This window comes from Microlunatus panaciterrae (assembly GCF_016907535.1).
In the GTDB taxonomy this organism is placed as follows: domain Bacteria; phylum Actinomycetota; class Actinomycetes; order Propionibacteriales; family Propionibacteriaceae; genus Microlunatus; species Microlunatus panaciterrae.
On the sequence record NZ_JAFBCF010000001.1, the window covers coordinates 2429057 to 2455988 of the forward strand.

General features: G+C 67.8%; 29 protein-coding genes. 17 read left to right on the forward strand and 12 right to left on the reverse strand.

What is annotated here, in order from left to right; translation table 11 throughout:
* The first annotated feature begins 185 nt into the window (after window positions 1-185).
* The 5 genes from JOE57_RS10985 to JOE57_RS11005 all read left to right on the forward strand — a co-directional run bounded on the left by JOE57_RS10985 (window position 186) and on the right by JOE57_RS11005 (window position 4727).
* Window positions 186-995, forward strand: coding sequence for an NERD domain-containing protein (locus JOE57_RS10985; RefSeq protein ID WP_204917916.1), 810 nt, complete (start codon window positions 186-188; stop codon window positions 993-995).
* A 46-nt stretch (window positions 996-1041) separates the two neighbouring features.
* Window positions 1042-1221, forward strand: a complete 180-nt coding sequence (locus tag JOE57_RS10990; protein ID WP_204917918.1) for a hypothetical protein — start codon at window positions 1042-1044, stop codon at window positions 1219-1221.
* Between the two features lie 92 nt (window positions 1222-1313).
* Entirely contained in the window at window positions 1314-2108 is a 795-nt protein-coding gene (locus tag JOE57_RS10995) for an aldo/keto reductase (RefSeq protein WP_204917920.1), read from the forward strand.
* A gap of 115 nt (window positions 2109-2223) precedes the next feature.
* A complete protein-coding gene (locus JOE57_RS11000; protein WP_204917922.1) occupies window positions 2224-3129 on the forward strand; it encodes an ABC transporter ATP-binding protein in 906 nt (301 codons plus the stop codon).
* Complete coding sequence (locus JOE57_RS11005; RefSeq protein ID WP_204917924.1) at window positions 3126-4727, forward strand: ABC transporter permease; 1602 nt, start codon at window positions 3126-3128, stop codon at window positions 4725-4727. Before JOE57_RS11000 ends, JOE57_RS11005 begins: the two co-directional genes overlap by 4 nt.
* A gap of 5 nt (window positions 4728-4732) precedes the next feature.
* On the opposite strand, the gene JOE57_RS11010 is transcribed toward JOE57_RS11005, so the two are convergent.
* The 3 genes from JOE57_RS11010 to JOE57_RS11020 all read right to left on the reverse strand — a co-directional run bounded on the left by JOE57_RS11010 (window position 4733) and on the right by JOE57_RS11020 (window position 6875).
* The gene (locus tag JOE57_RS11010; RefSeq protein WP_338041265.1) at window positions 4733-5836 is read right to left on the reverse strand and encodes a VIT1/CCC1 transporter family protein; all 1104 of its coding nucleotides are present in this window, start codon (window positions 5834-5836) and stop codon (window positions 4733-4735) included.
* Window positions 5837-5910: 74 nt separating this feature from the next.
* The gene (locus JOE57_RS11015; protein ID WP_204917926.1) at window positions 5911-6363 is read right to left on the reverse strand and encodes a hypothetical protein; all 453 of its coding nucleotides are present in this window, start codon (window positions 6361-6363) and stop codon (window positions 5911-5913) included.
* A gap of 11 nt (window positions 6364-6374) precedes the next feature.
* Complete coding sequence (locus JOE57_RS11020; RefSeq protein ID WP_204917928.1) at window positions 6375-6875, reverse strand: COG4315 family predicted lipoprotein; 501 nt, start codon at window positions 6873-6875, stop codon at window positions 6375-6377.
* Between the two features lie 178 nt (window positions 6876-7053).
* Between JOE57_RS11020 and JOE57_RS11025 the strand changes: the two genes are divergently transcribed.
* Window positions 7054-7590: a sigma-70 family RNA polymerase sigma factor gene (locus JOE57_RS11025; RefSeq protein WP_338041266.1), complete on the forward strand. Its 537-nt coding sequence runs from the start codon at window positions 7054-7056 to the stop codon at window positions 7588-7590.
* The gene (locus JOE57_RS11030; RefSeq protein ID WP_204917930.1) at window positions 7587-8324 is read left to right on the forward strand and encodes an anti-sigma factor family protein; all 738 of its coding nucleotides are present in this window, start codon (window positions 7587-7589) and stop codon (window positions 8322-8324) included. The genes JOE57_RS11025 and JOE57_RS11030 overlap by 4 nt, the downstream gene beginning before the upstream one ends.
* A 20-nt stretch (window positions 8325-8344) precedes the next feature.
* On the opposite strand, the gene JOE57_RS11035 is transcribed toward JOE57_RS11030, so the two are convergent.
* From JOE57_RS11035 to JOE57_RS11060, 6 genes are all read right to left on the reverse strand, one after another.
* On the reverse strand, window positions 8345-9745 hold the full coding sequence (locus JOE57_RS11035) for a S8 family peptidase (protein ID WP_204917932.1): 1401 nt from the start codon (window positions 9743-9745) through the stop codon (window positions 8345-8347).
* A gap of 81 nt (window positions 9746-9826) precedes the next feature.
* On the reverse strand, window positions 9827-11050 hold the full coding sequence (locus JOE57_RS11040) for an MFS transporter (RefSeq protein ID WP_204917934.1): 1224 nt from the start codon (window positions 11048-11050) through the stop codon (window positions 9827-9829).
* Window positions 11040-11948, reverse strand: coding sequence for a DMT family transporter (locus JOE57_RS11045; protein ID WP_204917936.1), 909 nt, complete (start codon window positions 11946-11948; stop codon window positions 11040-11042). Before JOE57_RS11045 ends, JOE57_RS11040 begins: the two co-directional genes overlap by 11 nt.
* A 190-nt stretch (window positions 11949-12138) precedes the next feature.
* Window positions 12139-13200, reverse strand: a complete 1062-nt coding sequence (locus JOE57_RS11050) for a Gfo/Idh/MocA family protein (RefSeq protein ID WP_204917938.1) — start codon at window positions 13198-13200, stop codon at window positions 12139-12141.
* Between the two features lie 16 nt (window positions 13201-13216).
* A complete protein-coding gene (locus JOE57_RS11055) occupies window positions 13217-14101 on the reverse strand; it encodes a sugar phosphate isomerase/epimerase family protein (protein WP_204917940.1) in 885 nt (294 codons plus the stop codon).
* On the reverse strand, window positions 14098-15357 hold the full coding sequence (locus JOE57_RS11060) for an ROK family transcriptional regulator (RefSeq protein ID WP_204917941.1): 1260 nt from the start codon (window positions 15355-15357) through the stop codon (window positions 14098-14100). Before JOE57_RS11060 ends, JOE57_RS11055 begins: the two co-directional genes overlap by 4 nt.
* A gap of 81 nt (window positions 15358-15438) precedes the next feature.
* On the opposite strand from JOE57_RS11060, the gene JOE57_RS11065 reads away from it, so the two are divergent.
* The 4 genes from JOE57_RS11065 to JOE57_RS11080 all read left to right on the forward strand — a co-directional run bounded on the left by JOE57_RS11065 (window position 15439) and on the right by JOE57_RS11080 (window position 18663).
* Window positions 15439-16110, forward strand: coding sequence for a class E sortase (locus JOE57_RS11065; protein WP_204917943.1), 672 nt, complete (start codon window positions 15439-15441; stop codon window positions 16108-16110).
* Window positions 16111-16132: 22 nt separating this feature from the next.
* Window positions 16133-16678 (forward strand): orotate phosphoribosyltransferase, encoded by a 546-nt coding sequence (gene pyrE, locus JOE57_RS11070; RefSeq protein WP_204917945.1) that lies wholly within the window; start codon window positions 16133-16135, stop codon window positions 16676-16678.
* A gap of 80 nt (window positions 16679-16758) precedes the next feature.
* Window positions 16759-17688, forward strand: coding sequence for a LemA family protein (locus JOE57_RS11075; protein ID WP_239578918.1), 930 nt, complete (start codon window positions 16759-16761; stop codon window positions 17686-17688).
* A 12-nt stretch (window positions 17689-17700) separates the two neighbouring features.
* Window positions 17701-18663 (forward strand): aldo/keto reductase, encoded by a 963-nt coding sequence (locus tag JOE57_RS11080; protein ID WP_338041267.1) that lies wholly within the window; start codon window positions 17701-17703, stop codon window positions 18661-18663.
* A 102-nt stretch (window positions 18664-18765) separates the two neighbouring features.
* On the opposite strand, the gene JOE57_RS11085 is transcribed toward JOE57_RS11080, so the two are convergent.
* Window positions 18766-19371, reverse strand: a complete 606-nt coding sequence (locus tag JOE57_RS11085) for a TrmH family RNA methyltransferase (protein WP_204920391.1) — start codon at window positions 19369-19371, stop codon at window positions 18766-18768.
* An 86-nt stretch (window positions 19372-19457) separates the two neighbouring features.
* Between JOE57_RS11085 and JOE57_RS11090 the strand changes: the two genes are divergently transcribed.
* The gene (locus JOE57_RS11090; protein ID WP_204920392.1) at window positions 19458-20096 is read left to right on the forward strand and encodes a DedA family protein; all 639 of its coding nucleotides are present in this window, start codon (window positions 19458-19460) and stop codon (window positions 20094-20096) included.
* Here the strand turns inward: JOE57_RS11090 and JOE57_RS11095 are convergent, their stop codons facing one another.
* Window positions 20097-20939 (reverse strand): DUF2510 domain-containing protein, encoded by an 843-nt coding sequence (locus JOE57_RS11095; protein ID WP_204917947.1) that lies wholly within the window; start codon window positions 20937-20939, stop codon window positions 20097-20099.
* A gap of 56 nt (window positions 20940-20995) precedes the next feature.
* Between JOE57_RS11095 and JOE57_RS11100 the strand changes: the two genes are divergently transcribed.
* The gene (locus JOE57_RS11100) at window positions 20996-22273 is read left to right on the forward strand and encodes an alpha-galactosidase (RefSeq protein WP_338041268.1); all 1278 of its coding nucleotides are present in this window, start codon (window positions 20996-20998) and stop codon (window positions 22271-22273) included.
* Between the two features lie 12 nt (window positions 22274-22285).
* Here the strand turns inward: JOE57_RS11100 and JOE57_RS11105 are convergent, their stop codons facing one another.
* Complete coding sequence (locus tag JOE57_RS11105) at window positions 22286-23119, reverse strand: DUF6498-containing protein (RefSeq protein ID WP_204917951.1); 834 nt, start codon at window positions 23117-23119, stop codon at window positions 22286-22288.
* 165 nt (window positions 23120-23284) lie between these two features.
* Between JOE57_RS11105 and JOE57_RS11110 the strand changes: the two genes are divergently transcribed.
* The 4 genes from JOE57_RS11110 to JOE57_RS11125 all read left to right on the forward strand — a co-directional run bounded on the left by JOE57_RS11110 (window position 23285) and on the right by JOE57_RS11125 (window position 26885).
* A complete protein-coding gene (locus JOE57_RS11110) occupies window positions 23285-24058 on the forward strand; it encodes a GntR family transcriptional regulator (protein WP_239578919.1) in 774 nt (257 codons plus the stop codon).
* 115 nt (window positions 24059-24173) lie between these two features.
* Window positions 24174-24707 (forward strand): hypothetical protein, encoded by a 534-nt coding sequence (locus tag JOE57_RS11115; protein ID WP_204917952.1) that lies wholly within the window; start codon window positions 24174-24176, stop codon window positions 24705-24707.
* A 137-nt stretch (window positions 24708-24844) separates the two neighbouring features.
* The gene (gene fbaA, locus JOE57_RS11120; RefSeq protein ID WP_204917954.1) at window positions 24845-25870 is read left to right on the forward strand and encodes a class II fructose-bisphosphate aldolase; all 1026 of its coding nucleotides are present in this window, start codon (window positions 24845-24847) and stop codon (window positions 25868-25870) included.
* A gap of 16 nt (window positions 25871-25886) precedes the next feature.
* On the forward strand, window positions 25887-26885 hold the full coding sequence (locus JOE57_RS11125; protein WP_204917956.1) for a CorA family divalent cation transporter: 999 nt from the start codon (window positions 25887-25889) through the stop codon (window positions 26883-26885).
* Window positions 26886-26932 lie beyond the last annotated feature (47 nt).

Sequence of the window (26932 nt, forward strand, 5' to 3'; positions counted from 1 at the left end):
CCGAGCTGTATCGAGGAGGACACTTCAGGACGGAGCCCGACCGACGACTGCTGCCTGACATCGGGTGGCGCTGCTGCGGTCGCGCGGCTTCGTCACTGCGGTGCCAGACTCTACCCTCACGTGAGGGTAGAGTCGAACTGGGCCAGCGAGCGCCGAGTTGATCGATCACCCCTAGGATGCCTGCCGTGCAGCCAGCAGCCGAAGATCAATTGAGCAGCCGTCGAGCTGGCCAGGAGGCCATCGACCAGCTGATGCGGGTACACGCCCTCGACCGGCCCCGCGGCTGGCTCGGGCGGACGTTCGGAGCATCGCCGCTCGGCAGCGACAGCTCCTCCTGGTACAAGGGTGTGCTGGGTGAGATCGCCGTCGGTGAACAGCTGGCGCAGCTTGGCCCGGAATGGAGGGTGCTGCACTCGATCCCGGTCGGCCGTGGCGACTCCGACATCGACCACGTGATCATCGGACCGCCGGGTGTCTTCACCTTGAACACGAAGAACCACTCCGGACAAGCCGTCTGGGTGGCCGGCCGGTCCTTCCTGGTGGCTGGGAAGAAACAGCGTCATCTGTTCAATGCGGCGCACGAGGCGGCGAGGGCTGCGAAGCTCCTGTCGGCCGCGGTCGGCGCCTCGGTCGAGGTCACCGGGATGATCGTGGTCGTCCGACCCGCGCGCCTCACGATCCGCGATAAGCCCGTGGATGTCCTGGTCGTCACCGACTCCCGGCTGTTGCGTAGCCTCCGACGACGCAGGACCTGCCTGAACGCCGACCAGGTGTGCCGGATCGCCTCGGTGGCGGAACGCTGGGACACCTGGCGCTCCACGCCTCAGCGGGAGAGAGCCCGCGCTGACCAGGCGGAGTTCGAGGCCCTACACACACAGGTCATCGAGGCGCGCCGGAGGAGGTTGATATGGGCGACGGTCCTGATGACCCTGGTGGTGGCCGCTGCTGTGGTCATGATCACGCGCCTGGGGATCGCTGCGCTGCTGCCAGGTTGAGCCCTTCGACAGGCTCAGGGCGCGCGTGGCGCGTATCGTCGTCGGCATGACTTCAATCCCTGACGATGACCGGATCGAGGAGCGGGCGCACCTGCTGCCCGAGGAGCTGGCGGCTGGCAGCGATGACGCGCGCAGCCAGGCGGAGGCAATCCTGGAGGAGTCGGATGAACGCACCGACGACCCCGAGGGAACTCGGCGTGACTCGAGCCAGACCCCCGGCGCGTAACGGCCATCCCGTCGGGCGGCCGCTGTGGGAACGATTTCTCATCCTTCAAGACCGCTGAGTGAACGTAGCCCGGACCGGGTACAGGATGCAACATGACTACTTTGGACTACGCCACACCCGCGGTTGCGCTGAACAGTGGAGCCTCGATGCCGCTGCTGGGATTCGGGACCTGGCAGATCGAGGACTCCGAGGTCGGCGAGGCCACCCGCTTCGCGCTCGAGGCGGGCTACCGACACATCGACACCGCCACCGGCTATGGCAACGAGGCCGGGATCGGCAAGGCACTTGCTGAGGCTGGACTGCCTCGCGACGACATCTTCGTCACCACCAAGATGCCGCCCGACAACGTGGGCCGTGAACGCCAGACCTTGGAGGAGAGCCTGAGCAAGCTCGGCCTCGACCAGGTCGACCTGTGGCTCGTGCACTGGCCGCCGAACAAGCAGGCCACGCCGGAAGCGTGGGAAGAGTTCGTCAAGGCCCAGCAGGATGGCCTGGCCCGGTCGATCGGGGTGAGCAACTACTCCCTGGACCAGATCGATGAGCTGATCAAGGCCACCGGGGTCGCGCCCGCGGTGAACCAGATCAAGTGGGGTCCGTCGCTCTTCGACGCCACGATCGTCGACGGGCTCAAGGACCGCGGTGTCGTGCTTGAGGGCTACAGCCCCTTCCGGGCGAGCAACCTCGAGGACCCGACGCTCGTATCGATCGCCGAGTCCCACGACGCCACCACGGCTCAGGTGATCGTCGCCTGGCACGTCAAGCATGAGTTCGTTGTCATCCCGAAGTCGACCCACCAGGAGCGCATCGTCGCCAATGCGGCTGGGGCACGGATCGAGCTGAGCGCCGACGAGGTGTCCGCCATCGACGGACTCAGCGAAGTCAGCTGATCCTGCCGGGGCGGGGATCAGCTGGTCCCCGCCCCACCGGCAGGCCGCCGGCGGCCAGGCGGACAACCTTGCTGCCGTGCCTGACAAACCGTCCCGACAGGATCACAGTGGTGTCATGGATCGGGCGATCAGCATCAAGGGCCTGGTGAAGACCTTCGGTCGGTTCACCGCCCTCGATCATCTGGACCTGGAGGTCGAACAAGGCGAGGTGCACGGCTTCCTCGGCCCCAACGGGGCTGGCAAGTCGACCACCATCAGGGTGCTGCTGGGGCTGCTCAAGGCCAACTCGGGGTCGGTCTCGGTCCTGGGTGGTGACCCCTGGCGTGACGTGGTGCCGCTGCACCGTCGGCTGGCCTACGTCCCCGGTGATGTCAGCCTGTGGCCGAGTCTCACCGGCGGCGAGGCCATCGATCTGCTCGGCAAGCTGCGCGGCGGACTGGATGAGAAGAGACGAGAGCACCTCCTCGCCCGCTTCGAGCTGGACCCGACAAAGCGTGGTCGCAGCTACTCGAAGGGCAACCGACAGAAGGTGGCCATCGTTGCCGCGCTGTCCTCCCAGGTCGAGTTGTTGATCATGGACGAGCCGACCTCCGGCCTGGACCCGCTGATGGGCGCGGTCTTTCAGGAGGAGATCGCCAAGGAGAAGGAGCAGGGCCGCAGCATCCTGCTGTCCAGCCATGTCCTGAGCGAGGTGCAGGCGTTGGCGGACCGGATCAGCATCATCCGTGCCGGCAAGGTCGTCGACACCGGGACGCTGGCCGAGATGCGCCGGTTGGGCCGAACCACCATTACCGCGGTGTTGTCCGTCGCGCCCACCGGCCTCGAGACCCTGCCGGGCGTCTCCGAGCTCCGTGTCGACGGCCGACGGGTCAGCCTGCTGGTGGAGGTGGACCAGGTGGGGGTTGTGATGGCGCGCCTCGCCGCCCTGGGAATCAACACCCTGGAGGTCGTCCCGCCCTCGCTGGAGGATCTCTTCCTGCGTCACTACGACCTCGAAGGCACCCGGACAGGCGGAGCATGAACGCCTTCGTCGGGTTCCGGCAGCTGCTCGAGGTCGACGCCCGGCAGAGCCGTCGCATCATCGCTCCGTGGGTCGGGATCGTCACTGTGCTGACCGCGTCGTCGATGATCGGTTATGCCATCGTCTTCGACGATCCGGTCTTCCGCCGGACGTTCAGTGCCACCATCGGCACCAACCCCGCCTTCAGCCTGCTGTTCGGCCCACCCTCGGACTTCGCCACCGCCGACGCGTTCAACGTCTGGCGAGCCCTCGGGCTGGGTAGCTTCTTCACCTCGCTGATGGCGATCCTGGTCGTCACTGCGAACAGCCGGGCCGGCGAGGACTCGGGTCAGGCGGAGTTGGTCGCCTCCGGCGTCGTCGGCAGGCAGGCGCGACTGGCTGCCGCCGTGGGCCTCGCCTGGATCGCCTCACTGATGGTCGGCGTCGTCTCCGGCGCCGTGACCCTGCTGTTGGGCGGTGACCTGGTGGCGACGCTGCTGACCTCTGCCGCCTTCACCGCCAGCGGAATGGTGTTCGGTGCGGTCGCTGCGGTGACGGCACAGATCGGATCCTTCTCACAGACCGCCAACAGCCTCGCCGTCTCCCTGCTCGGCGTCTGCTACCTCGCCCGCGGGTTCGCCACCGCCTCGCCGGACGAGGACTGGCTGCTCTGGTTCACCCCGCTCGGCTGGACGCAGAAGGTGGCGCCGAACAGCGACAACAACCCGTGGCCGCTGCTGGCCTGCCTGGGGCTGAGCCTGGTGCTGCTCCTGATCGCCTTCGTCCTGGCCGGTCGCCGCGACTTCGGAATGGGTTTGCTGCCACCGGCGCCTGGCCCGGACCGCGGTCGGCTGGTGACCAGCTCTGCGGGGCTGGCCCTTCGGCTGCAGCGCGGATTGATGACCTCGTGGGCGGTCGCGTTCGTCGTACTGGGCACGGTGTTCGGGCTGCTGTCACCTTCGATCGGCGACCTGTTCGCGAACAACCCGCAGGTCGAGATCTTCCTCGCGGTCACCGGTAATACCCGGGCCGATCTCGTCTTCGGTTTCCTGCACACCCTGCTGCAGATCCTCGCCATCATCGCCGCGGTCTTCGGCATCCAGGTGCTGATGAAGTTCCTGACCGAGGAGACCGAATATCGGGCCGAGCCGGTCCTGGCGGCCGCCGTCTCCAGGCCACAGCTGATGGCCAGCCATGTGGTGATCGCTCTGGCTGGACCCGCACTGGTGCTGGTGCTGGGTGGCCTGGTGCTCGCGCTGACGGCGCAGGCCACCGGCACCGAGGTATCGGTCCACGACCTGGTGCTGCAGAGCGTGGTCGAGGTACCGGCCCTGTGGATCCTCGTCGGCGTCGGCATGGTCGTGGTCGGCGTGCATCCGGCAGCCAGACTGGCGGCCTGGGTGGGAGTGGTCGCCACCTTCGGGCTGACCATCCTCGGTCCTAGCCTCAACCTGCCAGGCTGGCTGCTGGACGTCAGCCCGCTCAGGCACGTACCGAATGTCACAGCCGAGGCCGTCGACTGGTGGCCGCTGGGCTGGTTGTGCGGGATCGCGCTGGTGCTGGGGCTCGTCGGTTTCGTCGGCTTCCGGCGGCGCGATCTGCTGTACGAGCAGCCCTGACCTGACTATCCGACCGCGGTGCCGAACAGCAGCCCGAGCAGATAGGTCGCCGAAGCGGCGCCGTATCCGATCGCGAGCTGGCGTAGCGCCCGCCGCAGCGGAGGTCCACCGGAGAGCAGACCGACGATCGCCCCCGTGCTCAAGAGCGCGATCCCCACCAGGACCGAGGCCACCGCGAGAGCCGCCAGGCCGCCGATCCCGAACAGAAACGGAAGTACGGGAATGATCGCGCCGGACGCGAAGAAGCAGAAGCTGGCCAGTCCCGCGCCGAGTCCGGTACCGATCGCTTCATGCTCGTCGACATCGTCGGGCGCGGACGGCGGGGCGGCTCGCGACACCGCGTCGATGTCCTGCAGCACCTGCGCCGCCTGGGCCTCGGCCTCGACCTGGTCAAGGCCTCGGGCCCGATAGACCAACGCCAGCTCGTTGGCGTCGACATCGAGGTGCGGCAGGGCGGCCCGCGCGGACTCGTTGGGCGTCGAGGCCTGCAACAGCTCGCGCTGCGACCGGACCGAGACGAACTCGCCGGCCCCCATCGACAACGCCCCGGCGAGCAGTCCGGCCAGGCCGGTGAGCAGCACCGTCTGGTTGGAGACGCCACTGGCGCTGATGCCGAGCACCAACGCCAGGTTGCTGACCAGTCCGTCGTTCGCGCCGAAGACGGCTGCCCGAAAGCTCCCCGACAGCCGGCTGCGGCCACGAGCGGCCAACCCGCGCACCACCTCCTCGTGGATCCGCTCATCGGCGGCCATCGCGTCGGTGGCGTGCACGTCCTGGTCGTAGGGGGAGCGGGCCTCGGCCCGCTGGGCGAGTGCCAGGACGAAGACCGAGCCGAACCGCCGGGCCAGGAACCCGAGCAGCACCGTCTGCAGATCCACCCGGGCCGCTCGTCCGACCCGGTCGCCGAGCAGGGCGAGCCAGTGCGCCTCGTGACGCCCCTCAGCCTCGGCCAACGCCAGCAGGATCTCCCGCTCCTCGCCGGTGCGCCGGCTCGCCAGGTCTCGATAGATGCGCGCCTCGGCCCGCTCGTCCGCCAGGTACTGCCGCCATCTCCGGATCTCCGCGGCGCTGGGCTCAGCGCCGGGCTTCACTGAGTGTCCTGCGCTCACTGATGTCCTCACCTCGGTCCGTCCGGTCGAACTTGTAGTCTTCCAGACCGGGCCTGGCGAAAGGTAATGCTCGGCTACCTGGCAGCGAGCCCACCCCAGACGGCGTGGGCACCCGCGTCGCCGGTGAGCGCGACCATGACGGTGGTGCCGATCGCGCTCACCACCGCCGCAACGGACAGCAGTACGGTCACCCAGCGCCGCCGCGGCGCATAGGCAAGATAGGCCCACTGGCCGGCCGTGACCAGGAACAACGAGACCGCCCACGGCAGCACCTGCAGGCCGAGCCGCATGTGCTCGGCGATGAAGGCAGGGTTTCCCAGCCGCTGCGCCAGCTGGGCGCCGGTCGCAGTGGTGAAAGGCACCGCTGCCATGCCTGCCAGTGCCGCCAGCGGCGTGAGGAAGGTGAGCTTGCGTTGCGCCTTCGGCCAGAGGCTGCCGATGACCGCGAGTGCGCTGGCCAGCGGCAGCACAATGACGACGATGTGGATCAGCAGCACATGTGCGGGCAGCCCATTGATCGTGGTCATGGCTTGGCCGGTCAGTATCCGCCGCCGGCCTTGGTGATCATCTTGCCGTCTGGTGCGACGACGTACCAGACCTTGTTGACCCCTTGGCCGTTGACATCACCAGGCGACTTGTCATTGGCGAACAGGTAGATCGGCATGCCGTTGACCGTCAGCTGCTTCTTGCCGTCAGCGAGGGTGATGGTGGCCACCTTCCCGGTGATGCCTTCCACCACAGGCTTGTCGGAGGTGGTGGTGATCGGGGGCCACGCCTGCAGACAGGGGCCTGCGCAGGCGCTCTTGCCAGAGTTGGCGGTGTCCTTGGTGAAGTAGTAGGCGGTCATCTGGTGGGCATCGACGATGATCTTGCCCAGCGAGCTGTCCGCGACGCTGAGCTCGGCGGCTGCCTTCGAAGCCGACGGCGACGGCGTGGAACCACCTGCCGGTGTGGCGGCCTGTTGGGCTGACGAGCAACCGGCCAGCGCTACGACCGACAGGGTCAGCCCGGCCAGCGTGACGAACGTTTTCGATCTCATGGCTATCCTCTCTGCGGCGCGAACTCTTCGCAGTGATCAAGACGAGACAACCCCCTCCACAGTTCACCAGCGAGGTGACTTTCCTGGAGCTGAACTTTTCGCGGGCCTGTGTCGTCCTCCATCACGACGAGCCACAGCGGGACGGGCCGTAAGGTGAGGATGGCGGAGGAGGCGATCGGTGGCGGCTGGCCGGAAGGATCTGGCGGCGGTGGGCCGGAAGGATCTGGCCCTGCAGGCGCTGCACGACCGGCACGCCGCCGAGCTGTGGCGGTTCGCGCTGCGGATGACCCACGATCGGGAGCTGGCCGAGGACGTCGTGCAGGAAGTGCTGCTGCGGGCCTGGCGGGATCCGGACCTGGTCACCCGCGACGACGCGGCTGCCCGAGCGTGGCTGTTCACCGTCACCCGTCACCTGATCGTGGACAAGTGGCGCAGCGCCGCCAGCCGTCACGAGGTCGGTACCGCAGTGGTCGAGGACCGGTCGGTGTCCGACGACTCGAGCCAGGTGCTGGACCGCTGGCTCATCGCCGAGGCGATGAGTGGGCTCTCGGCTGAACACCGTAGCGTCATCGGTGCGGCCTACTACGAGGGCCAGTCGGTGGCCGACATCGCCAAACGGCTCAGAATCCCGGAGGGGACAGTGAAGTCTCGGCTGCACTACGGACTGCGTACGTTGAAGCTGATCCTGCAGGAGAAGGGAGTGACCCGATCATGAGCCCGGACACCGGCCGACGCGTTCCCGATCCGGATCGCCCCTACGGCTCAGGGTCTGCGTCGGGCGCGGACCGCTATCTGCAGTGGGACGCCGCCTATGTGCTGGGTGCGCTGTCGCCGGCCGAGCGGCACGAGTTCGAAGATCATCTGGCCGGCTGCCCCGACTGCCGAGCCGCAGTCACCGAGCTGGCCGCCATGCCTGGGCTGTTGTCCCAGCTGCCGGACGGCGATATCGACATGGAGGCGGAGCCGCCGCCCCCCACCCTGCTGGATGCGGTGGCGCGCCGCCGGGCCACCCGACCCGCTCGCACACTGCTTCTCGCCGCGGCCGCTGCACTGATCCTGGTCCTGGGCGGCCTCGCCGGCTTCGCCCTGCGTGGCGTGGCCCAGCAGGCCACGCCGGCGAACGCGTCGAGTCGGCTGGCATTCTCCCCGGTCGTTCCCTCCTCGATGACGGCCGTCGTCGATGTCGTGCCGGTGCCGTCGGGGACCGAGCTGCGGGTGGAGTGCCAGTACGGCATAGCCAGCCCCGGCTCATCGAGCTGGGCCTACGCCGAGTACGCGATCTACCTGGTGGACCGGCAGGGCCATGCGGAGGAGGCGAAAACCTGGACCGCAAAGCCCAACAAGGTGATGCATCCGGTGGCAACGACGAGGCTCAAGCGGTCCCAGATCTCCGCTGTGGAGATCAGGCTGGTGGACGGCCCGACCCTGATGCGGGCCAGGCTCGGTTGAGCCGGCCCGCCCAGGTTGACTCAGCGGGTGGCGGCCAGCGCAGCCGGAACGTTCAGGATGCCGGCACCGGTCGCCTCGGCGGTGTCGGAGCCGGTCTCCCAGCAGTACTGGGTCGTCGGTCCGCCGGGTCCCGTCAGGACCGTTCGACAGCCACCCGGCAGAGGGGTCGCCGACGACTTCAGCGCCGTCTCAGCCTGGGCCTGGGTGAGACCGTGGTTCTTCTGCAGCATCAGCGCAACCGCCCCGGCCACGTGCGGGCTGGCCATCGAGGTGCCACCCAGGAAGTAGTAGCTGGTCTGCCCGTTCGTCTGGTAGGGCCCCACCACCCAGGACCCGGGCGCCGCCAGGTCGAGCTGCTGGCCGGACAGCTGCCGGCTGGAGAAGTCGGTGATGTAGGTATCGGCAGCCGAGGTCGGGTCGGGCACGTCGTCGGCGTTCCACCAGTTGCTCGGGTTGCCATCGGCGCCCGGTTGCCATTCGCCGGTCCAGCCGGTGGCAGCGACGCTGATCACCGGGGCGTAGGCACCGGGGTAGCCCATGCCCGCCGTCCCTTCGTTACCTGCAGCCGCGACGATCAAGACACCCTTGCTGATCGCGTAGTCCAGCGCAGCCTTCTCCATCGCATCCAGGTCAGGCCCGCCCAGGCTCATGTTGATCACCACCGGTGCTGAGCCCAGCTTGCCGGATGCCTTCAGGTCCGCGACATACATGATGCCGGCGGCCACCGCTGAGGACTGGCCCGAACCGTTCTGGTTGAGCACCTTGACCGGGATGACGGTCGATTGCGGCGCGACACCGCCGACCGGGGTGCCGTTGAGGTTGTAGCCGAGGATGGTGCTGGTGACGTGGGTGCCGTGGCTGTTCTGGTCGGTGGACCATTTGTTCGGCTGGGTGGAGACGGTGCCCTTGTCGCCGCCGCCGCCGCCGAAGGCGATGCCGTACTGGGAGGCGATCCGCGACTCACCGAAGTAGTACCGCCAGCTGCTCACCAGGCCGGTGTCGATCACGGCCACGTAAACCCCGGCGCCGGTCTGGGCGACGGTGCGCTGGTCGGGGTTGCCCTGCTCGCTCACGTCGATCTGGTCGAGGTTCCAGGTGGTGATGCCGTTGGCGGTGTCCTCGAACGGGCTCGACGGGACCGGCTTGCCCACCCGCTTGGCATCCTTGTTGGCAGCAGCGACGTACTTCAGGCCACGGATCTTGGTCAGTGCCGAGCTGGGCACCTTCATCGTGACCCCGTCGATGTCGGGGTACTGGTCGTTCACGGTGCCGAAGCGGGACAGGTCCTTCACCACCGCGGCACTGATGTCCTGCTTGAGCACGACGTTGATGCCGATCTGCGGATCGGCGGCGTTGGCGGGGGTCAGAGAGGCGGCGGCGATCGTGGCTAGGGCCGCGACTCCGATCAGTGTTCGACGCATGCGACAGGTTTCCTCTGCTCGGTGTCCATCTTTGTCGCATCCAACCACATGGCTTTCCGCGACGGAACCCTCAACGTCAAGTCAGGATGCCCGGTTCGGCCGGTCCGAGCGGCGCAGCGTGATCATCAGCAGGGCCAGCGCGACCACCTGGGTGGCCGCGATCACCGCTATCAGCGCCGGTATCGACCGGCTGTACAGGGCGCCGGCCAGGCCACCGCCGAGGAGCGCTGCTGCCCCCTGGATGGCAGCGAAGACCCCGTAGGCGGTCGCCCGCCGGTCGGGGGCGACCAGCTGGGCCACCAGTGCCTTGACGGTGGAGTCTTGGATGCCACCTGCCGCGCCCCACACCAGGATGCCGATCAGTGCCGTCGTCAGATGGTTCGAGAACGCCAGCGCTGGGACGGCGGCCACCAGCAGGGGAAGCAGCAGCAGCACCCGGCCGTGGACGTGGTCGAAGGCCCAGCCGGTCGCCAGCGCGGCGACTGCCTCAGTGGCCATCGCGGCGGCGTAGATCACCGGCACGGCTGGGGTGGCGACGACCTGTTCGCGGACCAGGTGGAAGGAGATGATGCCGAAGGTGACCAGTCCTGCGGTGGTCGCACCGGCTGCTGCGGCGAACCAGTAGAACCTGGCAGGCAGCGGAATCCGGCTGCGTCTGCCGCGAACGACGCGGACCGGTTCCGACGTCTTGATCACCGGCTCGCCGAGCCGGCCGCGCAGCCACAGCAGCAGCCCGATGGCGACAGCGCCAGGCACCGCAAGAAAGGCCAGCGCCGGCCAGATCGCCGCTGTCGCAGCGATCAGCCCAGCCACCAACAACGGGCCGGCGAACGCCCCCACCTGGTCCAGGGCCTTGTGCACCCCCAGACCGCGCCCCAGCCCGATCGGTGCAGCCGCATGGGCCAGCAGGGTCGACTTGGACGGGCTCCGGATCGCCTTCCCGGTCCGCTCAGCGATGACCAGGGTGCAGGCGAGCGCCAGTCCGGCCCCGCCGACGAAGGGTGTGACGGCGAGCAGCGGTACGCAGATCGCGGTCAGGGCGTAGCCGATCAGGGTGAGCCCCCAGTAGTGCCGGGTCCGGTCGGCCAGCGAGCCGAACACCAGCCGGAGCACCAGCGCCGCAGTCTCTCCCGCGCCGGTCACCAGCCCGACCAGAACGGCTGAGGCGCCCAGCGACGCCAGCAACGGTCCGGTGATCGAACGGGCACCCTCGTAGACCATGTCCGCGGCGAGGCTGACGACGCCGAAGCCGACGACGGCGCGCCAAGGGGACCAGGTGGGCGCCTGCTGCTGATCAGTGGTCATCGCTCTCCTGGGGCCGCTGCTGAGACGGGTGTCGAACCACCAGCAATACTCCACCCAGGCAGATCAACATCCCGATGGCCTCTGCCAGGCTGGGCGGTGGAGCGTCGAAGAACAGCATGTCCAGGGCCCGGACGAGGAAGGGCACCACCAGCGAGATGGAAGCCATATAGACCGCGCCCTGGCGGTGGATCAGCAGGTGCTGGATGACGTAGACCGGAACGTAGATCACCACGCCAAGGAGCACCAGTAGGCCGAGCGTGGCCGGGTCGATATCGACGATCGCGACCAGCCGCCCAGTGACGGCCAGCAGGAGCAGCAGCATCAGCGTCCCGAGCCCGAAGATGCCCGGCAGCAGGTCCAGCGGATCGTGCCCCTTGGACAGCCGGGCGTAGTGCTGACCGTAGACGGCGATGGCCACCACTGCCACCACGGCAGCCGCGACTCCCCACCCGGCACCCGGCTGTGAACCTGGACCCGACACTGTGAAGGACCCGAGCACGTAGACCACCGCACCGACGGTGGCGAACAGGACCCCGAGGACCGCGATCCGAGGGCTCCGCAGCCGGAACAGCAGTGCACCGATCCCCATCGACAGGCAGGGGGTGGTGGCGAGCAGCAGATTGGGAATCGAGACCCCCAACAGGGAGATTGCCTGCAGGGAGGAGAACGCGTAAAGGGCCACTCCCAGCAGGCCCGACAGTGCCAACGAGGCGGGCCTGGCCCGGAGGAGGTTCAGCGACCGTCGGAGCGCCCCGCTGTTGCGTGTCGCCAGCAGGCAGATGCCCAGACAGCTGAAGAAGGACCGGCCGGCCGCCACCACATCGGGTGACGACCGGCGGACGGCGGCATCCGAAACGATCCAGGTGAGCGCCAGCAGCAGCGCGAACGCCGACGTCATGGTCAGCAACGACCAGGAGGCCTTCGACAGGCTCAGGCCACGTAGGCGCCCTGAGCCTGTCGAAGGGCCTTGAACGCGCCGTGAGCCGGTCGAAGGGCCTTCAACGCGCCCTGAGCCTGTCGAAGGGCCTTCAACGCGCCCTGAGCCTGTCGAAGGGCCTTGAACGCGCCGTGAGCCTGTCGAAGGGCGGCTAGACGAGGGACACCTCGCGGCCGCTCTCGGCGGATGCATAGATGGCATCCATGATCTTCATGATCTCGGCTCCGTGCCAGGCCGGGGAGAGACCCTCGGCCTCACCACGACAGGCGGCGACGAAGTTGTCGATCTCGTTCTGGAAGCCCTCCTTCAGCTGGAAGGTGGAGGAGGCGAGCTGCGGAGTGACGTTCAGGATCGTCTGGTGCTTCTCGGTGGCGATCATCAGACCCGGCTCCAGGTCCGCACCACCCTTGTCGCCATAGACCGACACCGAGAGGTTGTCCTTCGGAGCGTGCAGGGAGTACGACGTCTCCAGCAGCAGCGACGCGCCGTTCTCGAACCGGACCAGCGCATTGACCATGTCCTCGACGCTGTTCTTCTCCGGGTCGTAGTCGGCGGCCCGATAGCGTGGCATCGTCTTGATATGGGAACGGTTGCCGAGCTTGTTGTAGGCGTTGGCGCTGACCGAGACCGCCTTGGGCGAACCCATCAGATACCAGCACAGGTCGATCACGTGCACGCCGATGTCGATCAACGGGCCGCCGCCGGAAATCTCCTTGTCGGCGAACCAGCCGCCGGGGTTGCCCATCCGACGGATACAGCTCGCCTTGGCGTAGTAGATCTCGCCCAGCTCGCCCTCGTCGATGAACGACTTGAGCACCTGGCAGTTGGGCGAGTGGCGGCGGACGAAACCGACCTGCAGCACCCGGTCCGACCCGGCCACCGCCTTCTCGACGGCCTGCGCCTCGGCGTAGGTACGGCTGAGCGGCTTCTCGACCAGGACGTGCTTGCCGGCCTCGATCGCCTTGATCGCGAACTCGGCATGGGTGTTGTTCCAGGTGCAGATGCTGACGGCGTCGATCTCCGGATCGGCCAGCATCTCGTCCACCTCGCCGTAAGCACGCTGGGCGTGGTAGCGGTCGGCGACGTTCTTGGCCCGTTCCAGGTTCATGTCGCAGACGGCCACCAGGTCAACGTCGGGGTTGTCCAGATAGGCGTCGAGATGGCAGCCGGCGATGCTTCCGGTGCCGATGACGCCCACTCTCAATTTGGTCATGGAGTGATTTCGCTTTCTAGGCTTCGTCGAAAAGGCGGATGGCGTTGGCGATTCCCCGGGCGCAGCCGATCAGGCAGTCCTCGTGACCCTCGAACTCGATCGAGACGAACCCGTCGTAGCCGGACTCCTTGATCGACTTGATCACCGTCCGCATCTCGATGTCACCGTTGCCTACGATGGCGCCACGCAGGTATTTCCCGCCGCGGCTGCGGAACCAGCCTTCGCCGGGGTTCTCGTTCTGCGGCCTGACGTAGAAGTCCTTCAGGTGCACGATCGAGGCGTAGGGCAGGTTCTGCGGGACCGCGACAGTCGGATCCTCGTCGACACACAGGAAGTTGCCGATGTCGAGCGTGGTCCGGAAGTTGGGCTCGTCCACGGCGTGCACGACGCGCCGCACCCGGTCGCTGCTCTGCACGAAGAAGCCGTGGTTCTCGAGGCTGGTGGTGATGCCGCGCTCAGCTGCGTACTGTGCGATCTCCTTGGCCGACTCGACGATGATCGGTAGGGCCTTCTCGAAGACCGGTGTGTCGTCACCGGGCTCGTTGCGGTGGGCGACGTCATGGCGCAGCAGGCGCATGCCCAGCTCGTCGGCCAGGTCCACGTACTTCTTCACCCGGTCGATCTCGGCCCTGACCTCGGCCGGGTCGTCGTGGAAGAACCCTGCCGGGATGGCCAGGTTGGATAGCTCGACGCCCGCGTCGGCGGCCTTCTTCTTGATCGCCTGGACGAAGTCCGGGTCGGAGTTGATGGTCGGGAGGGGACCCTCGGGTACGCCCGACAGGACGGCGAGCTCGAGGTGTTCACCCTCGCTCTCTGCCACCCAGTCGATGACGTCGGACAGCGACATGCTGCCGTTCTGGAGTCGCTGGTGGAAGCTGTAGGAGCTGAAACCGAACTTCATTGTGCCTTCTTTCTACTGTGGACTTCGTTGGGGTAGTGGTGGTGGGTGATGTCGGGTGTCGGCTGGAGCTCGCCGAACTCCGGAGACCACACCGACCAGGGTGCGGGCACTCCGGGGAGCCGCAGGATCTCGGCCGAACAGTGGTGGAAGGCGCTGCCGAGGGCGCCGGTGACCGCGCCGGCCGATGCCAATGCGGATGCCGTGATCGGTGGCTTCTCCGGGGTCATCAGGACGCGGTCGACCGCTGCCTGCAGTGGGTCGAGCAGTTGCCGGCCGGCACCGGAGAGGCCGCCACCGATGACGACCAGGTCGGGGTCGACGGTGAGCAGGATGGTCCCGAAGCGAGGAGCGATCTCCGCGCAGAAGGACTGCACCTCGGCACGTGCGCTCACGTCTCCCTCGGCGGCCGCGCGAAAGACGTCCCTCGCGGTCGGAGCGGAGCTCCAGCGCAGCTCGCCACGGACCGAAGTGGAGGTCCACTTCATCCCTCGAAGGCTGCCGAGCTCGCCGGCCAGTCGATGACTGCCCTGGACGATCTGACCGTTCATGATCAACGCCAGCGACACCCGGTGACCGATCTGGAAGAACGCCAGGTTGCGCACCCCTTGTGCCGCACCTGCGTGCAGCTCGGCCAGTGCTGCGAGCTTGATGTCGTTCTCGATCACGACGGGACAGTGCAGCAGCGAGCCGAGCCGCCCGGTCAGATCTTCCCCGACCCACTCCGGGATCGCCAGACTGCTGACGATCCGGTCATCGACACCGAGGATGCCGGGCACGCCGAGGCCGACGGCTCGAAGATCACCGAGGCCTGCCCCTGACTTCCCGAGGGCCGACTCGACCGCATCCCGCACCGTGGTAAGCCGGCTGTCGGCGTCTTCCCGTCCACTGATCCTGGTCGTTGACCTGCCGATGACGTGGCCGGACAGGTCGGCGACGAGCACCCGGATGCTGTGTGGGCCGACGTCCACCCCAGCCACCCGCCCGGCCGTGGCATCGAAGACGAACCGGCGTGCCGGTCGGCCTGTTCCGCGCGGGAAGGCATGGGACTCCTTGATCAAGCCGCCGGCCGCAAGATCGGCCAGGACGGCCTCCACGGTCGGCCGGGACAGCCCTGTGCGCTCCGCGATCCCGGAGACGCTGAGAGGCGACGCAGCGTCCCTTACCGCCTGGAGGCAGGCGATCGAGTTGAGACGACGTACGGTGGCGCCGGGTGGCTCCTCCGCCGACTCGGCCAGATTTACGAAAGGGGGTTTCATAAGAGGTCTCCATCTCACCATGGAGGCACGCAGCGGTCAAGCCCCTGACCGCCGGCGGACCTCAGGCGGCACAATGGGCGGGTGAACTCTGCGCACCGATCCCGGCGAGCCTCGCCGATCACAGTGGCGGGTGCGCTGCTGCTGGTACTTGCGCTGGCCCTCCTCGGCTGGATCGGTAATGAGTACGTCGGCACCTCGGTGCTGTCCCACAGATCGTTCGAGCACGAGAAGCAGCAGCTGCGGGCGCAATGGCAACTCTCGGCCGGTGCTCAGTCGACGCCGTCCCCGGCACCCGCCCGGCCGCAGCCGGACGAGGCGTTCGCGTTGCTGCGTATCCCGCGGTTCGGGTCGACGTACGAGATGCCGATCCTGGCTGGAACGGATCTGGACACCCTCGCCCACGGCGTCGGGCACTACCTGTCGTCGGTCGGCCCCGGGCAGGTCGGCAACTTCGCCCTCGCCGGGCATCGGGTCACCCACGGTCAGCCCTTCGCCCGGCTGCTCGAGCTGCGCAAGGGTGATCACGTTGTGGTGGAGACCCAAGACGCCGTTTACACCTATGTCATCGACGTCGCGCCGAAGGACCTCACCGTCTCCGCCAGCGACACCTGGGTGCTCGACCCGGTGCCAGGTGCGCCCGACGCCGAACCCAGCCAGCCGTTGATCACCCTGACCACCTGTCAGGACCTGTTCCGGTCACCGGACCGGTCGGTCGGCTTCGGTCATCTGGCGAGCACCAAGAACAAGGCCTGAACGGGCCGGTAGGGTCGAGGGCATGTCAGCAGACCTCACCGACCTCATCGAGTTGATCAAGAAGCTGGCCGTGGTGCACGGCAGGGTCACCCTGTCCTCGGGCCGTGAGGCCGACTACTACATCGACCTGCGCAGGGTCACCCTGGACGGGGTCGCCTCGCCTGTGGTCGGACGCGTGATGCGTGACCTGGTCGCCGACTGGGAGTTTGACGCTGTCGGCGGTCTCACCCTCGGCGCCGACCCGGTGGCGACCGCGATGCTGCACTCGGCGGCAGCCTCGGGGCAACGGCTCGATGCCTTCGTGGTCCGCAAGAGCGAGAAGGCGCACGGCCTGCAACGCAGGATCGAGGGCACCGAGGTGGCCGGCCGAAGGGTGCTGGCCGTCGAGGACACCAGCACCACCGGCGGTTCGGCGCTGACCGCGGTCGAGGCCCTGCGGGAGGCGGGCGCTGAGGTTGTCGGGGTGGCCGTGATCGTCGATCGTGACACCGGTGCCCGGGAGCGGATCGAGGCCGCCGGACTGCCCTACCGCTATGCGCTCAGTTCGGCAGATCTCGGACTCTCCTGAGCCCGTTCACCCTCTCAGGCACTAGTCTGTAGAAGGCCTGGTGCGCAGCGGGCCCGAACCACTCTCTTGAGGAGTCGCCGATGACTACAGCCGTCATCATCATCGTCATTCTGTTGGTCATCGTGGTGGTCCTCGCCCTGGTCTTCATGGGTGCCTACAACGGATTCGTCAAGTCCCGGAACCTGATCCAGGAGTCCTGGCGCCAGATCGATGTCGAGCTGAACCGGCGTTACGAGCTGATCCCCAACCTGGTGGAGACGGTGCGTGCCTATGCGGCCCACGAGCGCAACACGCTCGAGGACGTCACCAGGCTGCGGAACCAGGCCCAGAGCCTGTCTCAGCATGAAGGCCCGCTACCGAGCCAGCAGCGTGCCGACGTCGAGGAGCAGCTGTCCGGCGCCGTACGCAACCTGATCGTCAGCGTCGAGGCCTACCCCGACCTGAAGAGCAACCAGAACTTCCTCGAGCTGCAGCGCCAGCTCACCGAGACCGAGGACCGGATCGCCGCCGGGCGGCGGTTCTACAACGCGAATGTCCGGGTCTACAACACCAAGGTGGAGTCGGTCCCCTCCAACATCGTCGCCAACATGTTCCACTTCGAGAAGGCGACCTACTTCGAGGTGCAGGACCAGGCCGTCCGGCAGGCTCCCGATGTCAACTTCGGTGAGATCGCCTACCGCGGCGATCAGCAGGGCGGCCGGCAGCTGCCGCAGCAGCAGAGCAACCCGCCAGTGCAGCAGTACGGCGGAGGCCTGCCCAACGCGCAGCAGTACAACCAGCCGCAGCAGTACAACCAGCCGGCGCAGCAGCCGTACAACCAGCCACCGCAGCAGCCGTACAACCAGCCGCCGCAGCAGCAGCCGTGGGGGCAGGATCCCGAGCCGCAGAACCCGCCGCAGCAGGGTGGCTATCTGCCGCCCGAGACGTCGCAGCCGCAGCCGCCCTACCCGCCGCAGGGTGGCCAGCAGTGGGGCCCGCCGCCGCAGGGTCAGAACCCGAACCAACGCTAGGAGAGCAACGACGTGTCGTCAGAGATGACCTACCAGCAGCTGGGCAACTCGGGCCTGACGGTCTCCACCGTCGGACTGGGCTGCAACAACTTCGGCGGCCGGATGGCGGCCGAGGACGTCCCGGCCGTGGTCGGCGCCGCGATCGACGCGGGCATCACCCTGTTCGACACGGCCGACGTCTACGGCAACGCAGGCGGATCGGAGACTCTGCTGGGCAAGGCTCTCGGCTCTCGCCGCGGTGAGGTCATCATCGCGACCAAGTTCGGCTCCGACATGCGCGGCGCCAACGGCCCGGACTGGGGCGTGCGGGGCTCACGTCGCTACATCCGGCTTGCCGTCGAGAGCAGCCTTCGCCGCCTCGGCACCGACTGGATCGACCTGTACCAGATGCACACGCCTGACCCCCACACGCCGATCGAGGAGACGCTCGCCGCCTTGAGTGAGCTGGTGACGGAGGGGAAGGTGCGCTACCTCGGCAGCTCCAACTTCTCCGGCTGGCAGGTGATCGATGCCGACTGGACGGCGACCAGCGGCGGCTACGAGCCGTTCATCTCGGCTCAGAACGAATACTCGTGGCTGAAGCGCGGCGCCGAGGCCGAGCTCATCCCTGCTCTCGAGCACACCGGGCAGAGCCTGCTCCCATACTTCCCGCTGGCATCAGGGCTGCTGACGGGCAAATATCGTCGTGGCCAGGAAGCGCCGGCCGGCTCGCGGCTGGCCAACCAGCCGGATCGGCTGGGCGCAGCCGACTTCGACACGGTGGAGGCGATCGACAAGTTCGCCGCCGATCGCGGCCTCACGATGCTGCAGGTCGCCATCGGTGGTCTCGCCTCGATGCCGACCGTCGGCTCAGTGATCGCGGGCGCGACCTCCGTGGAGCAGATCGGGCAGAACGTCGCGGCTGGACTGTGGGTGCCGAACGGCGATGATCTCGAGGCGCTGCTGGCGATCACGGACAAATCGGCTCGTCACTGACCGTCGGATCGCGATCCCGAGCGCGGGTTGCCCCTTCGCTTCTCACTGACGCGCCGAATCTCCGCTCCTGGCCACGCCGGCGATGACGAGCCGATTTCACTGTCAGGCCCAGCGCAGCGCCCAGTGGTACATGGCGATGGCGGCGGCCGCGCCGGCGTTGATCGAGCGGCTCGAGCCGTACTGCGTAATGGCGACCAGCTTCTCGCAGACCGACACCATCTCGTCGGTCAGCCCGGGGCCTTCGGAGCCGAATACCAGGCAGACCTTCTCCGGCAGCTCGGTGCGCTCCAGCGGGACCGAACCGTCCAGGTTGTCGACGCCCACGATGGCATATCCGGCCCCGCGCAGTGAGTCGGCGAAGTCGGCCACGTCGGGGTGGTGGTGGACGTGCAGGTAGCGGTCGGTGACCATCGCCCCACGGCGGTTCCACCGTTTCCGGCCGATGATGTGGACGCCGGAGACGTTGAAAGCATTGCCGGTCCGGACCATGGAGCCGATGTTGAAGTCGTGCTCCCAGTTTTGGATCGCCACCCGCAACGGGTGCCGGGTGCGGTCCAGATCGGCGATGATCTCGTCCATCTTCCAGTAGCGGTAGCGGTCCACGACGTTGCGCCGGTCGCCGGCCGCCAGCAGCTCCGGGTCCAGCCGGGGGTCGTCCGGCCACGGCTCGGGATGGGGCCCGACGCCGTTCTCCTCGGCCCGGGCCATCTCGTCCTCGCTTAGGAACTTCACAGAAAGCGACGGTACCCTCAACCCTTGTGACCCCAATCCTCGACGCCGTGCTCCTGACGCCGATGCTGTTGCCGTCGTGGCTGGATCCCGACACCCTGATCAAGGCGCTGGGTCCGTGGGCGCTGTGGGGTGTGGCGGTCATCGTGTTCGCCGAGTGCGGGCTGTTCTCGCTCCTCCCCGGTGACTCGCTGCTCTTCACGGTCGGCCTGTTTGTCGCCATCGGGGCCATCGACCACCCGCTGTGGTTCGCCTGCGTGGTGCTCACCATCGCCGCGATCCTCGGCAACGTGGTCGGCTACTGGATCGGTCGGCTGATCGGGCCACCCCTGTTCAAGCCCCGCAACGGGCTGATGGGCAAGATCTTCCAGCAGCAGTACGTCGACAAGACGCACGTGTTCTTCGAGAGGTACGGCAATCGTGCGCTCGTGCTGGCCAGGTTCGTCCCGATCATCCGCACCTTCGTCACCCTGGTGGCCGGCGTCGGCCGGATGGACTTCCGCAAGTTCATCACCTACACCGCCGTCGGCGGGATCCTGTGGGCCGTCGGCGTGACCGTGCTCGGCTTCTACCTGGGTCAGATCCCGTTCATCCACAACAACATCGATGCGGTGCTGCTGCTGATCGTAGTGGTCTCCCTCATCCCGATGGGCGTCGAGTATCTGCTGGCCAGGCGGCGCAACAAGAGGGAAGCCCTGATCTGATCAGCCGCTGACCTCCAGCCCGGCGAGCGCGTCCCGGGCCGGCTGCTCGAACTGTGGCGAGGTGTCCGGGATCGAGGCATAGAACAGTCCGCCCTCACCATCGCCGACGTCGACCACGACAACGATCATCAGCTCGCCCTTGGTCCGCACGTCGGGTACGTCGAAGGTCAGATGCGACTCGATGATCCAGGCGTCGTGCCCGTCGATCGTCAGCGCCTTGTTCTTCTTGTCGCCCCGGTGCACCTCGGAGTCGCCGTAGAACTTGGCGGTGATGCACTCCGCCACCACCGTGGCACCCTGCTTCGGCCCGTAGAACCCGTCCCCGGCCAGCAGCCGAGCGATCAGTACACCCGCCACCCAACTGGGTCCGCCGTTGGTGGCGGTCTCGACGGTCGCATCCTGACTCTGCACGTCGCGACCGAACGGCACCCTGCTGTCCCACTTCGGCGAGGAGAACGGTGCCGGCAACCGAGGGTAGGAGAGCCGACCGCTGCGGACCCGGGCGCCGCCCTCCGGCTGAGGCCCGGCGGTCTGTTCGCTCGCATCCGGGCAGAGCGTCGCCGTGCTGCTGCTGCTCGGCTCCGCGGTGGGGCTCACCACCTGCCGAGCCACCGTCCTGATCGCGAAGACGCCGACGATGGTCAGCACCACGAGAGCCACCACGCCGGCCACCCACCAGCCGGCGCGGCTGCCGCGGCCAGGGCGTCGCGCCGGCGGCTGAGCCGGGGACAAGGAGGCAGCAGGGTTCGCTGTCGTCTGCGCCGACCAGGTGTGGCCGTCCCAGTAGCGGAAGCGGCCCCGTTGGCCGCCGGGGTCGGGATACCAGCCGGGGCCAGCGCTCATGGCGGTGAGTCTAGTGCCGTGATCAGACTCGACCGCCACCTGACAGAATGCCGACTGTGTCTGCCGACAACTTCGACCACGCCAGAGCCGCGACCCCACCGATGGGCTGGAACAGCTGGGACTGCTACGGCACGGCGGTGACCGAGGATGAGGTCCTCGCCAACGCCAGCTACCTCGCCGAGCACCTGCTGCCGTACGGGTGGCGTTATGTGGTGGTCGACATCCAGTGGTACGAGCCGACGGCTCGCTCGGGTGGCTACAACGACAACCCTCCGGTGGTGCTGGACGAGTTCGGGCGGCAGCTGCCCGCCATCAACCGGTTCCCCTCGGCTGCGGACGGCCGGGGCTTCGGGCCGCTGGCTCAACAGATCCACGACCTCGGACTCGCTTTCGGGCTGCACATCATGCGCGGCATCCCACGCCGGGCCGTCGAGCTGGACCTGCCGATCGAGGGCACCTCGTTCACCGCCCGCGACGCCGCCGACCAGACGTCCACCTGCCCGTGGAACCCCGACAACTACGGCCTCGACCATGATCATCCGGCCGCTCAGGCCTACTACGACGCTCAGGTCCGGCAGTTCGCTGACTGGGGTGTCGACTTCATCAAGGCCGACGACATGCTCAGCCCGTTCCATCACCGTGAGATCGCTGCGTACGCCGAGGCCATCCGCCGCTCCGGCCGTGACATCGCGCTCAGTCTCTCGCCGGGCACCCACCTGTCGACCATGCACCTGGATTTTCTCCGTGCCAACGCGGTCATGTGGCGCGTCTCAGAGGACCTGTGGGACCGGTGGGAGGACGTTTACGCCCAGTTCACACGGATGGCCCGCTGGACCGCTCTGCAGCAGCCCGGCGGCTGGGCTGACGCCGACATGCTGCCGCTCGGCCGGATCGGGATCCGGGCCGAACGCGGCGAGGACCGGATGAGCCGGCTCACCCTGGACGAGCAGCAGACACTGATGACGCTGTGGTGCCTGGGCCGGTCACCGTTGATGTTCGGCGGTGACCTGCCGTCCAACGACCAGGCGACGCTCAGCCTGCTGACCAACCGCGGAGTGCTCTCCCTGCTGACGGCCGAGGGCGGCCGGGAGGTGGTCCGCGAGGGCGACCTGGTCCTTTGGGTCAGTGACAGCTCCGACGGCGCCGACCGCAGTGTGGCAGTCTTCTGGACCGGTGCTGCACCGACGACGATCCAGCTGCCGCTCAGCTCGGTCGGCGTCGACCCGGGCAGTGCCGTTGACCTCTGGTCGGGGGAGTCGGTGATCGCCGATGACGCAGTGCTGCCGCTGGAGGTCGCATCGCACGGGGTGCGGCTGCTCCGCTTCGCTCGCTGACCGGCCCCCTGCTCACCTGCCGGCCCGGAGCGCCTTCCTGGTCGTCAGCACGTCGACGATGGTCTTGATCACCATCAGGATCAGCACGATGAGCACGCCGTCGCCTTGCGCCCCCTCCGGCAGCCGGGCGAGCACCGGAGCCAGCGCCTCCTTGAGCTGAGCCAGACGTTCCGAGTGGGCGACGCCGCCCATGGTGACCATGAAGGCCAGGATCACCGCCAGGTGCAGCACGATGATCCGCGGATACGGGGCCATCATGGCCGCCCCGGGGGAGACCCGCTCGCGCTGGCCCCCTCGACCGAACCAGGTGGTCAGCGTCTCGACCAGATAGCGGATCATGATCAGGATCGCTGGGAAACCGAAGAACCAGAAGTTCAGCTCGACCCCGACGCGGAACGCCACGATGCTGGTGAACACGCCGTGCACCAGGCAGAAGATCCCGTAGTGCAGGCAGAAGAACGGCGCCAGGGCCGCCGAGGTGGGCTGGCGCGGCACGCCGTTGACCGTGAAGTTGGTGACTCCCGACCCGCCGGTACCGCGCGCCGAGGCGACCTTGATCAGGCTCCAGAATCCGATGATCACGTTCTCGACCCAGAACAGGGCGAAGATGTTCCCGGCCGGCCAACCGAACACCACAACGCCGACAATGCTGACCAGGTTCATCACCACCGAGAGCGCGATCGGCAGCCACAGCGTGTCGGCACCGCCTTCGGGTGCGGGCGGTGCGGGCGCACCTGAGGTCGGAGCGCCGCCGAGGAACGGGTTGCCGACGGGGTGCCCGTCCTGGGCACCCGCACCGTAGGCAGGCAGCTGGTTCGTGGGGTAGCGCTCAGACAGCGGAGTCACCTTCCTGACGATGGGGCGTTGCCGACGGTACCGACGCAGCCCGGCGGCCTCCGGATCCCTGCCCGGCGGCCGGCTCGGAGGGGCGTTTGGTCGACGCCACCGCCCTCAGCCATACTGGTATGGACTGGTCTTGTCGACCGTCAACTTATCGCAGAGGAGCCCCAGTTGCCGTATGACTTCGAACGAGGCGATTTCGGGGGCTATCGGATGGACCGGCCGCTCGGGTCAGCCACCACCAAGCGGGCTCAGGTGCGAGGCATCCTCGAGCAGCTCATCGACGCAGAGCTGAACCCCGGCGACGCCATCCCCTCCGAACGGGCCCTGGTCGTCCGTCTCGGCGTCAGCCGGGTCACGGTCCGGCAGGCCATCGCCGACCTGGTGGACGCCGGCGCCCTGGAACGGGTACACGGCAAGGGGACCTACGTCACCGGCCCACAGGTCGACTCCCGGTTGCATCTGACCTCGTTCTCGCGGGAGATGCGTGATCGTGGACTGATCCCGGCGACGGTGGTGCTGTCGGCCAGCGAGGACTCCGCCGACGACGACGTCGCGTACGCGCTGCGGATTCGTCCGGGGCGCCCGGTCATCCGGGTCGAGCGGCTGCGGACCGCCGACGGCACTCCGATGGCCTACGAAGTGGGCTACTACCCCTCGGCACTCTTCCCCGGGCTGCTCAACCGGGAGCTCGGGTCGCTGTACGACGTCTTCGCCGCCGAGTACGGGGTGGTGGTGACCAGCGGCGAACAGACGGTGCGGGCCGAGTCGGCCGACGCGCACCAGGCCCGCATCCTCGGCATCGCCAAACGCGCGCCGCTGCTGGTGCAGGAACGCGTCACCTGCGCCGGCGAGCGCGCCATCGAGCTCTCGACCTCGTGGTATCGGGCCGATCGCTACCGTATTCACATGGCCATCACCCCACGCGGCGCCCGAGAGAACTGACCGCCACCCCGCCCTTTGCAGGCACGGCAGGCGCACACCTTCCTGGCGATCCTGGCGGCGAGCGGAGCCCGGGTCAAAGCCCACTGAGGCAGGACCGACCTGACAGGATGGGTGCATGAGCCCGCGTTCGATCGAGGAGCTGGCCGTGCCCTATGACCCGGGCCCGGTCGAGCAGAAGGTGAGGCGCCGCCGACAGCGGTTCCGCTCGCGACTGGTCAGTCTGGGCGTGACCGTGCTGGTCCTGCTGGCGCTGTCCATCTTTCTGGGCCGTCGGTTCAATGGCGCGGCCGTCTTCGGCATCTACGGCCTGATGTTGGCCGTTTCGGTGGCCTGGCTGGTGGTCAGCTATCTGGGCTACCGGATGGCGAAGAACGAACTCGCCGCGATGGGCAGTGGCACAGCGGTGGTGATCGACCGCTCCGGTGTCGAGCTCGCCGGCGTCCGGGTGCCCTGGCAGCAGGTCAGCGGGCTTGCCGCGGTCAAGGGCCGGCTGTTCGCAGGGCCGTTGCTGCAGCTGAGCCGCCACTCGGGCGAGCCGGTGTCCGTGCCCTTCGACCACATCGACGTGCCGCCGGCGACCCTGGACAGTGTGGCGCGTGCCTACTCCGGTGGCCGGCACGGTGTCGACCTCAGCGCTCTCGACAGCTGAGTCGCCTGCGCTGCATCCCCATCGAGCACCGGCTAAGACCAGCACCTGGGCCGGTATGTCCCTGGGCCGGTCCTTTTTGAGAGACTGACTGCGTCGGGTCCGCCCGTTCCCATCCACAGCCGACAGAAAGAGCAACCATGCCTATCGCCACTCCCGAGGTCTACGCCGAGATGCTCGACAAGGCCAAGCAGAACTCGTTCGCCTACCCGGCGATCAACGTGAGTTCCTCGCAGACGCTCAACGCGGCGCTGCAGGGCTTCGCCGAGGCAGGCTCCGACGGCATCGTTCAGGTGTCGACCGGTGGTGGGGAGTACGCGTCCGGACCGACCATCAAGAACCAGGTGACCGGTGCCGTCGCACTCGCTGCGTACGCCCACGAGGTGGCCAAGAACTACCCGGTGAACATCGCCCTGCACACCGACCACTGCCCCAAGAACAAGCTGGACGGCTTCGTCCGGCCGCTGCTGCAGATCTCCGCCGAGCGGGTCGCGCGCGGTGAGAACCCGCTGTTCCAGTCGCACATGTGGGACGGCTCCGCGGTTCCCGTCGAGGAGAACCTCTCCATCGCGGAGGAGTTGCTGGGCCTGACCTCGAAGGCCAGGATCATCCTCGAGATCGAGGTCGGCGTGGTCGGTGGCGAGGAGGACGGCGTCAGTCACGAGATCAACGAGAAGCTGTACACCACCGTCGCCGACGGGCTCCGCACTGTTGAGGTGCTCGGTACCGGCGAGAAGGGTCGCTACATCACCGCGCTCACCTTCGGCAACGTCCACGGCGTCTACAAGCCCGGCGCGGTGAAGCTGCGTCCCGAGGTGCTGAAGGAGATCCAGGACGCCGTCGGTGCCGAGATCGGCAAGCAGAACCCGTTCGACCTTGTCTTCCACGGTGGCTCCGGCTCGACCCTGGAGGAGATTCGGGCCTCCCTCGACTACGGCGTCGTCAAGATGAACATCGACACCGACACCCAGTATGCGTTCACCCGCCCGGCGGCCGGTCACATGTTCACCAACTACGACGGTGTGCTGAAGGTCGACGGCGAGGTCGGCAACAAGAAGGCCTACGACCCCCGTGCCTGGGGCAAGCTGGCAGAGGCCGGTATGGCGGCCCGCGTCGTCACCGCCTGCGAGGACCTGCGCAGCACCGGCACCTCGCTGCTGGCCTGAGCCAGCGTCGCAGTCGGTGAACCAGCAGGACAGGACGCGGCCCACTCCCACCAGTCGGGTGTGGTCCAGGGGCAAGATCATCGCCGACAACCTGTACGGCGATGATCTTGCCGACGTCCTGCAGCACGACAAGGACGCCGCCGCCTGGTGGGTCCTGCCACGCGAGGCCGGCGGTCACCTGCACGACCTGGCCCGGGCGCTGGATCTCGACGATGCCGCGATCGACGATCTCACCGCCGACGACCGGAGGACCAAGTTCGAGCAGCTGGCCCAGAACCGGTTGCTGGTCACCAGCGCGGTCTCGTTCGACGCGACCGCGGCCGAGTTGATCACGCAGCCGATCTCCATGGTGCTCTCGGAGCGGGCCATCGTGTGTCTCGCCGACCCTGCAGCGGGAGCCTTCAACCCCGCTGCCCGGTTGGCGGCGCGCGCGGACGAGATCTCCGCCGACGGGGTCGAACGGGCGTTGCAGGTGCTGCTGACCGGCGTGGTGATCTCCTACGAGGAGGCGGTCGGGTGGCTCGAGGAGGCCAGCGACCGGCTGGCCGATGCGCTGTTCGAGGAACGTCCGCTGACCAAGAACGAGCAGCTCTGGGCCTTCCGGTTGCGCTCGATGCTGTCCCAGCTGCGCCGGCTCACCGAACCGATGCGCTCGGTGGTCACCGAGGTGTCCGACAGCTTCGCCGATCGGGCCGGCAGGATCTCTCGGCAGTGGGCGGTCCTGAAGGAGCGCCATACCCGGGTGGCCAGCGCCGCCGACTCGCTGCGGGAGGCCCTCTCGTCGGTGTTCGACACTAGTCTGGCCCTCGCGGACCTGCGGATGAACCAGGTGATGAAGAAGCTCAGCGGCTGGGCCGCGATCATCGCGGTCCCGACCCTGGTGACCGGCTTCGTCGGGATGAACGTCCTGTTCCCGCTGGACGGCACCGAGGAGGGGTTCTGGCTCTACCTGGTGATCATGGTCGCCGGCTCGCTGGCGCTCTACGCGCTGTTCAAGCGGATCGACTGGGTCTGACCCTCAGCGCCTCCACTGCGCCGCGCCTCCCGCTGGTTCAGCGCACC